This is a genomic window from Roseicyclus sp., from assembly GCF_052168335.1.
In the GTDB taxonomy this organism is placed as follows: Bacteria; Pseudomonadota; Alphaproteobacteria; order Rhodobacterales; family Rhodobacteraceae; genus Roseibacterium.
Window position 1 is genome coordinate 1 of record NZ_JBQLZP010000167.1, and the last position, 7,930, is coordinate 7,930.

Below are 7,930 nucleotides of genomic sequence, written 5' to 3' on the forward strand. Positions count from 1 at the left end.
GACGAGTCCCGCCCTGCGCGGTCTGTGTCGCGTTGGGGCGTCACCGGCGGCCTTCACGCCGGGCGAATTGCGGGACCGGACGACCTTGATGTTGCGCGCCAGGCTGGACCGGGAGGCGCGACTGGGCCTATGCCTGCGGGCGGGGGAGCGGCGGGACGGGTCCCGCGCGCCCCGCGCGAGGGGGAACGGGACCGTGCTGACGCAGGATTTCGGCGAGTGGGACGTGATCGTGGTGGGCGCGGGCTCGGCCGGATGCGTGCTTGCCAACCGGCTCTCGGCCGACCCCGCGCTCCGGGTCCTGCTCCTCGAGGCGGGCGGCAGCGACAACCGCCTCTGGGTCCATGTGCCCGTGGGATACCTCTACGCGATGGGCGACCCCTCGCTCGACTGGTGCCTGAAGACGGAGGCCGAGCCGGGCCTGAACGGGCGCGCGCTGAACTATCCGCGCGGCAAGGTTCTCGGCGGCTGCTCCTCGATCAACGGCATGATCTACATGCGCGGGCAGGCGCGGGACTACGACCTCTGGCGGCAGATGGGGAACCCCGGCTGGGGCTGGGACGACGTCCTGCCCTACTTCCGACGCTCCGAGGCGCATCACGGCGGCGGCGACGCGGTGCATGGCGGCGCGGGCGAGTTGCGCGTGGAACGGCAGCGCCTGTCCTGGCCGATCCTCGACGCGGTGGCGGAGGCGGCGGAGGAGATGGGCATCCCCCGCACCGACGACTTCAACCGCGGCGACAACGAGGGCGCGGGCTACTTCGAGGTGAACCAGAGGGGCGGATGGCGCTGGAACGCGCGGCGCGCCTTCCTCGACCCCGTGCGCCGGCGGCAGAACCTCAGGATCGTGACCGGGGCCGAGGTCGCCCGCCTCAGCCTCGCGGGGCGGCGGGCCACGGGCGTCGTCTTCCGGCAGGACGGCGCGGCCTTCCACGCGCGCGCGGCGGGCGAGGTCGTGCTCGCGGCGGGCGCGATCGGGACGCCGAAGATCCTCGAGCTGTCCGGGATCGGGCAGGCCGGGCGGCTCCGGGGCCTCGGCATCGACGTGGCGCTCGACGCGCCGGAGGTGGGCGAGAACCTCGCCGACCACCTGCAGATCCGCACGATCTGGCGGATCGAGGGCGCCCGCACGCTCAACGACTGGTACGCGAGCCCCTGGGGCAGGCTCAGGATCGGGCTCGACTACGCGCTGCGCCGCGCGGGGCCGCTGGCCATGGCCCCCTCGCAGTTCGGCATCTTCACCCGCTCCTCGCCCGAGCACGAGACGCCCAACATCGAGTACCACGTCCAGCCGCTCTCGCTCGACGCCTTCGGGCAGCCGCTCCACCGCTTCCCGGCGCTCACGGTCTCGGTCTGCAACCTGCGCCCCGAGAGCCGGGGCTCGGTCCACGTGACGGGGCCCGAGCCGGGAAGCCCGCCGTCGATCCGGCCGAACTACCTCTCCGCCCCCGCCGACCGGCGCGTGGCGGTGACCTCGATCCGCCACGCCCGGGCGCTGATGGGCACGCGGCGGATGGCCGGGTTCCGCCCCGTCGAGCTCAGGCCCGGCGCGGAGGTGGACGGCGAGGAGGCGCTCCTGAAGGCCGCCGGCGACATCTCGACGACGATCTTCCACCCGGTCGCGACCGCGCGCATGGGCAGCGACGCGCGCGCGGTGACGAGCCCGGAGCTGACCGTCAACGGGATCGGCGGCCTCTCGATCGCGGACGCCTCGGTGATGCCCGCGATCCCCTCGGGCAACACCCACGCCCCGGTGACGATGATCGCCGAGAAGGCCTCCGACATGATCCGGGCGCGCCTGCGGTGAGGCCGGAGTGCGTATTTCGGGAAAGATGAAAGCCGGGGACGCGCGCCCCTGGTCTTCATCTTTCTTCAAATACGCACTTTTTTCGCCCGGCCTCAGTGGGCCCAGGGGGTAACGCGGCCCTCGACGCCGTCCCACTTGCCGGTGCCGAGCACGCGCTCGGGGTTGGTGGGCGGGGGCATCTCGACGCCTTCGAGCTTGCGGAAGCCGAAGCGCCCGTAATAGGGCGCGTCGCCGACGAGCATGGTGCGGGGCCAGCGCGCCGCCTCGGCGCGGCGCATGCCCTCGCGCACGAGGGCGGCGCCGAGCCCCTCGCCCTGGCGCGTCGGGTGGACGGCGACCGGGCCGAGGAGGAGCGCCTCGTGCCGGCCCACGCGCACCGGCCAGAAGCGGATCGCGCCCGCGAGGATGCCGAGGTCGTCGCGCGCGAGCAGGCAGAGATCGCGCACCGGCGGCACGCCGTCGCGCAGGCGGTAGGAGGACAGCGCCTCGCGCCCCGGCGCGAAGCACAGGTCGAAGAGCGCCTCGACCTCCCACCTGTCCTGCGGTTCCTCGCGGAGAAATTCGTACAAGGGTCCTGCCGTCCGCCCTTCGCCTCTGGCCACGGGCCTAGCACGGCGCTACCCCTTTGCCAAACCGCGCGAGGGGGAAATCCGCATGTTCTACCGTCCGGCCGAGGGACACGGCCTGCCGCACAACCCGTTCAACGCCATCGTGACGCCGCGCCCCATCGGCTGGATCTCGACGCGGGGCGCGGACGGGTCGGAGAACCTCGCGCCCTATTCCTTCTTCAACGCCGTCGCCTACGTGCCGCCGCAGGTCATGTTCGCCTCGACCTCCGCCAAGGCGGACCGGGGCGACACCAAGGACAGCGTGGCCAATATCCGCGAGACGGGCGTGTTCTGCGTGAACGTGGTGGAATACGCGATGAAGGACGCGATGAACCTCACCTCGGGCCCCTGGCCGAAGGAGACCGACGAGTTCGCGCTGGCGGGCATCGCGCGGGCCGAGTGCGAGACGATCCCCTGCGCGCGCGTCGCGGGGGCGCCCGCCTCGCTCGAGTGCCGCCTGACGCAGATCGTTCGGCTCGAGGGCGAGGCCAACTTCGCGGTCTTCGGCGAGGTCACGGGCGTGCACCTGCGCGACGATTGCGTGGTGGACGGGGTCTTCGACGTGCTCGCCTTCAACCCGCTGACGCGCATGGGCTACCGCGACTATTCGGTGATCCGCGACAAGTTCGAGCTGAAGCGCCCCGGCGAGTGACGCGCGCCCGGTGGCGGGCGTCGCGGTGCGTATTTGAAGAAAGATGAAGCGCAAGAGGGTGTTTCGGGCCCGGGCGGCCTTGCGCGGGCGGGGCCGGGGTGGTTGCGTGGGGGCGGCGGAAACCGGCGCGAGGGAAGGGCTGCGATGGCGGAGACGGTGATCGGGGTGATCGGGGGCTCGGGGGTCTACGAGATCGGCGGGCTCGAGGGGGCGGAGTGGGTCGCGGTCGAGAGCCCGTTCGGCACGCCCTCGGACGCGATCCTGACCGGGCGGCTCGGCGGCGTTCGGATGGCCTTCCTGCCGCGCCACGGGCGGGGGCATGTCCACAGCCCGACGAGCGTGCCCTACCGCGCCAACATCGACGCGCTGAAGCGGCTGGGCGTGACGGACGTGGTCTCGGTCTCGGCCTGCGGCTCGTTCCGCGAGGAGATGGCGCCGGGCGATTTCGTGATCGTCGACCAGTTCGTCGACCGCACCTTCGGGCGCGAGAAGAGCTTCTTCGGCGAGGGGCTGGTGGCGCATGTCTCGGTCGCGCACCCGACCTGTCCGCGCCTGTCGGCTGCCTGCGCGGAGGCGGCGCGCGCGGCGGGCGTCCGGGTCCATGACGGCGGCACCTACCTTGCCATGGAGGGGCCGCAGTTCTCGAGCCTCGCCGAATCGAGGCTCTACCGCGAGGTCTGGGGCTGCGACGTGATCGGCATGACCAACATGCCCGAGGCCAAGCTCGCCCGCGAGGCGGAGCTCTGCTATGCCTCGGTCGCCATGGTCACCGACTACGACAGCTGGCATCCCGGCCATGGCGAGGTCGACATCACCGAGATCGTGGCGACGATGACGGCCAATGCCGACAAGGCGCGGGCGATGGTGGCGCGGCTGCCCGCGCTTCTCGGGGCGGAGCGCGCGTCCTGCCCGCATGGCTGCGACCGGGTGCTCGACACCGCGATCCTGACCGCGCCGGGCAAGCGCGATCCGGCGATGGTGGCGAAGCTCTCGGCGGTGGCGGGGCGGGTGCTCGGTTCCGCGTGACAAATCCCGCGCGGTGAGGCTCAGTGGCGGCGTGAGACCGCCCCGGAGCACCGCCGCAAGATGCCGCTCGACACCTGGCTCGCCTTTCTCGCGGCGTCGGCGGCGATCCTCGTGCTGCCCGGTCCCACGGTCATGCTGGTCGTCACGCTGGCGCTGAGCCAGGGGCGCCGGGTGGCGCTGGCGACGGCCGCGGGCGCCGCGCTCGGCGGCGGCGTCGCGCTGACGGTCTCGCTCGCGGGGCTGGGGGCGGTGGTGACGGGGTCGCCCGCGCTGTTCGCGGCGCTGAAATGGGTGGGGGTCGGCTATCTCCTCTGGCTCGGGATCGGCCTCTGGCGGAGCGCGTCCGAGGCGGGGCGCACGCTGGCCGCGACAGGGCACGTCGCCGCGCGGCAGAGCTTCGGGCAGGCGGCGACGGTGACGGTGCTGAACCCCAAGGGCATCGCCTTCTTCATCGCCTTCGCGCCGCAGTTCATCGACCCGGCCCGGGCCTATGCCGCGCAGGCGGCCGTCATGGTGCCGAGCTACGTGACGCTGGCCGCGATGAACGCGCTCGGCTACGCGCTGATGGCCGACACGCTCCGGGCGCGGCTGCTGCGGCCCGAGGTCCTGCCGTGGATGGCGCGGGCGGGGGCGCTCGGGATCGTGGCCATGGCGCTCCTCATGGCGGGCGTGCGGAGGGAGGGGGGATGAGCCTCGGGCTCGACCGGACGCGGCTTTGGGCGCTTCTCGGGTTGCCGGGCGGGCCGCCGCGCGGGGCGGAGGCGGTGCCGGGGCCGGCCGCGCGGCCGGGGGAGCATCTGGGGGAGCATGTGCTGAACCGCGTGCGGCTCGGCGGCATTCCCGGGCTCTACCTCCGGCCGGAGGGGCCGGGGCCGCATCCCGCCGTGCTCTACTGCCACGCCCATGGCAACCGCTACGAGCGCGGTGCGGAGGAGCTGCTCCTCGGGCGGCCCGCGTTGCAGGCGCCCTACGGTCCGGCGCTGGCGGAGCGCGGGATCGCGAGCCTCGCCATCGACCTCGCGCCCTTCGGCGCGCGGCAGGGCGAGGGGCCGGAGGCCGCGCTCGCCAAGGCCTGCCTCTGGGAGGGGCGGCCGCTGATGGGGCGCATGCTGGCGGAACTGGCGCTGGCCTTCGACTGGCTGGCGGCCCGGCCGGAGATCGACGGGGGGCGGATCGCGACGCTGGGCCTCTCGATGGGGGGCACGCATGCCTACTGGCTCGCCGCGCTGGAGCCGCGGGTGGCGGCCTGCGCGCAGCTCTGCGTCTTCGCCGATGTCGGGCCCCTGATCGCGACGGGGGCGCATGACCTTCACGGGCCCTACATGACGGTGCCGGGACTGCTCGCGGAGGGGGACATGGGCGACGTGGCGGCGCTGGTCGCGCCCCGGCCGCAATTCGTGGGCGTGGGCGCGCGCGATCCGCTGACGCCGCCGGACGCGCTCGGGCCCGCGCTCGGGCGGCTGCGGGACGCCTACGGGGCGGCGGGGGCGCTGCGCGTGCTGGTGGAGCCGGAGGGCGGCCACGCGGAGAGCCCGGCGATGCGAGCGGGCGTCCTGTCGTTCCTCGACGAGACGATAGGGCCGGTGCGCGGCGGTGGGTGACGCTCCGGGGCCGCGTCGCGAGTTCGGCGCCGCATGCGCTGCCGCAGGCGCCGCGCGGGGTGGCGCGCGCGAAGGCGGCAATGACGGCGCAGAAACCGCTCGGCCCGGAAGCGGCGCTGGGGAGGTCGGGCGTCGGCCGGCGCCGAGGCGAGGACGGCGGTATGCGCCCTTGGAAGGCCGCGTGGGAGCGGAGCGGGCCCTGGCCCTTAACGCCCTCGCCCGGGGAAGGCAGGCCGCCCGCGCGGCGTCAGGGACCGCCGCGCGCGTGGACCCTGCGATCGGCGGCGGCGCGGCGGGTGATCGCGCGGTCGGCGGCGGCCATGGCGACGCCGAAGAAAGCGCTCTCGGCCAGTCCGGGGCCGGGGCTTCCGGCCGCGAACTGCCCCGTTGCGAACATCAGCGCGCCGTAGATGGCGGCGGCGAGGGCGCCGCGCGCGAGATGTCCCGCGTGGGTGCGGTCCTCGAGGAAGGTCGTCGCGTAGAAATCCGCCACCTCCGCGGACCCGCTTGCCACCCGCCCGTTCACCAGAATGCGGTGAACCCGGCTGTAGCCGTTCGGGCCGTAGGCGGCGGTGGCCTCGACCCGCGTGCCGTCGGGCAGGTCCGCGCGGATCACGATGGCCGCGAGGTTGAGCCGCCATGGCGTCTGCGCGAGGAGCGCGTCATCGACGTGGAGCCGGAGTTGCGTGCGCAGCACCGGGTCGCAATCGTGAACCAGCCTGAGGCCGTGACCCGCCGCATCGACCCGCCATGTCCTGGAAAACATCCGCACACCCGCACCACCTGCCGAAGCAAGTCCCGGGTGGCTGCGTGGCGGCTACCTTGCCAGCGGGTATCGCCGCGCCGAGGCCCCCGCAAGGACAAGCGGGGAGACGCCGTCGCCGCGCGGACGGGGGCCACGGCGTTGCCCGGGCGTCGCGCCTTCCGCGCCACAGCGGCGGGCGGGCGCGCGGGGGGACGCTTGATCCGGCCCGCACGCCTTGTCATCAAGGCATCATGCGGCGTCCGGCGATCCTCCTCTCGGTGCTCCTCCTCTGGCTGGCGCGCGGCGCTCAGGCCCAGGAATTCGTCGCCGTGCCCGACCTCGTCTCGGACGAGGCCTTCTACCGGATCGTGGCCTGCGCCGCGCCGCCCGGCGGCGACTGCGCCAAGCCCTTCATCTGGTGGCCCGAGGAGCGGCGGCTGCGCCTGCGGGTCGGCATCGCGCAGGTCGCGGGCGACTTCGCCAGCTATCGCTTCGACCTCGTGGACCGCTCCATCGACCGGGCGATCGACGAGATCAACGCCGCGGGCGCCCACCTCTTTCTCGAACGCGCCTACGAGGGACCCTTCGACGTGCCCTTCTACCTGGTGGACGCGCCCCAGGGCGGTGCGATCAGCGGCACCAGCGTGCCCGACCTCGACGGCTCGGAGATTGCCATCGGGCGGATCGTGCTCCGCTCGCGGGGGGAGGAGATCACAGGGGCGGCCATCGCCATCTCCGCCGACATAAGGCGGCGCGAGATCGCGTCGGTCGTGCTCGAGGAACTGGTGCAGTCGCTCGGCCTCGTGACGGACATCCTGTCGCCCGCCTACCAGCACTCCATCTTCGCGGAGGACAGCAACTCGGTCACGCGCCTGCGCGGACAGGACGCCGCCGCGCTCCGCCGCCACTATCCCCGCTTCTGACGGCGCCTCGCGCCCCCACAAAGGCCCCTGCCCCATGCTCGATACCAAATCCGTCCAGGACTACATCCGCACGATCCCCGACTTCCCCCACGAAGGGATCCTGTTCCGGGACGTGACGACGCTGTTCCAGGATCCGCGCGGCTTCCGGCTGGCGGTCGACCAGCTGCTGGCGCCCTTCGTGGGCAGCCGCATCGACCTGGTGGCGGGGCTCGAGGCGCGGGGCTTCATCCTCGGCGGCGCGGTCGCGCACCAGCTCTCGAAGGGCTTCGTTCCGATCCGCAAGAAGGGCAAGCTGCCGGCCGCGACAATCGAGCAGGACTACGCGCTCGAATACGGGCGCGCGACGGTCGAGATGCACGACGACGCGGTGCAGGCGGGGCAGAAGGTGCTGCTGGTGGACGACCTCCTCGCCACGGGCGGCACGGCGGAGGCCGGCATCCGCCTGATCGAGCGGCTCGGCGGCGAGGTGGTGGGCTGCGCCTTCGTCGTGGACCTGCCGGACCTCGGCGGGCGGCGCAAGCTCGAGGACATGGGGATGGCGGTCCACGCCATCTGCGCCTACGAGGGGCTC

Annotated in this window: 9 protein-coding genes; 7 read left to right on the forward strand and 2 right to left on the reverse strand. The window is 73.4% G+C overall.

The annotated features are described in order from the left end of the window. Positions 1-193: 193 nt before the first annotated feature. Positions 194-1,804, forward strand: a complete 1,611-nt coding sequence (locus ACTS11_RS05155) for a GMC family oxidoreductase (protein WP_442639271.1) — start codon at positions 194-196, stop codon at positions 1,802-1,804. A gap of 92 nt (positions 1,805-1,896) precedes the next feature. Here ACTS11_RS05155 and ACTS11_RS05160 read toward each other — a convergent pair whose 3' ends face one another. Next, complete coding sequence (locus ACTS11_RS05160; protein WP_442639272.1) at positions 1,897-2,373, reverse strand: GNAT family N-acetyltransferase; 477 nt, start codon at positions 2,371-2,373, stop codon at positions 1,897-1,899. Positions 2,374-2,458: 85 nt separating this feature from the next. On the opposite strand from ACTS11_RS05160, the gene ACTS11_RS05165 reads away from it, so the two are divergent. From ACTS11_RS05165 to ACTS11_RS05180, 4 genes are all read left to right on the forward strand, one after another. Then, a complete protein-coding gene (locus ACTS11_RS05165; RefSeq protein WP_442639273.1) occupies positions 2,459-3,064 on the forward strand; it encodes a flavin reductase family protein in 606 nt (201 codons plus the stop codon). A 144-nt stretch (positions 3,065-3,208) separates the two neighbouring features. Beyond that, on the forward strand, positions 3,209-4,090 hold the full coding sequence (locus ACTS11_RS05170; protein WP_442639274.1) for an S-methyl-5'-thioadenosine phosphorylase: 882 nt from the start codon (positions 3,209-3,211) through the stop codon (positions 4,088-4,090). Positions 4,091-4,150: 60 nt separating this feature from the next. Then, complete coding sequence (locus ACTS11_RS05175) at positions 4,151-4,780, forward strand: LysE family translocator (RefSeq protein WP_442639275.1); 630 nt, start codon at positions 4,151-4,153, stop codon at positions 4,778-4,780. Further along, positions 4,777-5,691 (forward strand): alpha/beta hydrolase family protein, encoded by a 915-nt coding sequence (locus ACTS11_RS05180; RefSeq protein WP_442639276.1) that lies wholly within the window; start codon positions 4,777-4,779, stop codon positions 5,689-5,691. Before ACTS11_RS05175 ends, ACTS11_RS05180 begins: the two co-directional genes overlap by 4 nt. A gap of 247 nt (positions 5,692-5,938) precedes the next feature. Here ACTS11_RS05180 and ACTS11_RS05185 read toward each other — a convergent pair whose 3' ends face one another. Then, positions 5,939-6,463 carry a hypothetical protein gene (locus ACTS11_RS05185; RefSeq protein ID WP_442639277.1) on the reverse strand — a complete coding sequence of 175 codons (525 nt, stop codon included), beginning with the start codon at positions 6,461-6,463 and terminating at the stop codon, positions 5,939-5,941. Between the two features lie 224 nt (positions 6,464-6,687). Here ACTS11_RS05185 and ACTS11_RS05190 point away from each other — a divergent pair, with 224 nt between their 5' ends. Together ACTS11_RS05190 and ACTS11_RS05195 are read left to right on the forward strand one after the other, a co-directional pair. Then, positions 6,688-7,359: a DUF2927 domain-containing protein gene (locus tag ACTS11_RS05190; protein WP_442639278.1), complete on the forward strand. Its 672-nt coding sequence runs from the start codon at positions 6,688-6,690 to the stop codon at positions 7,357-7,359. A 34-nt stretch (positions 7,360-7,393) separates the two neighbouring features. Beyond that, positions 7,394-7,930, forward strand: a 537-nt coding sequence (locus ACTS11_RS05195; RefSeq protein WP_442639279.1) for an adenine phosphoribosyltransferase, incomplete at its 3' end; no start/stop codon positions are given.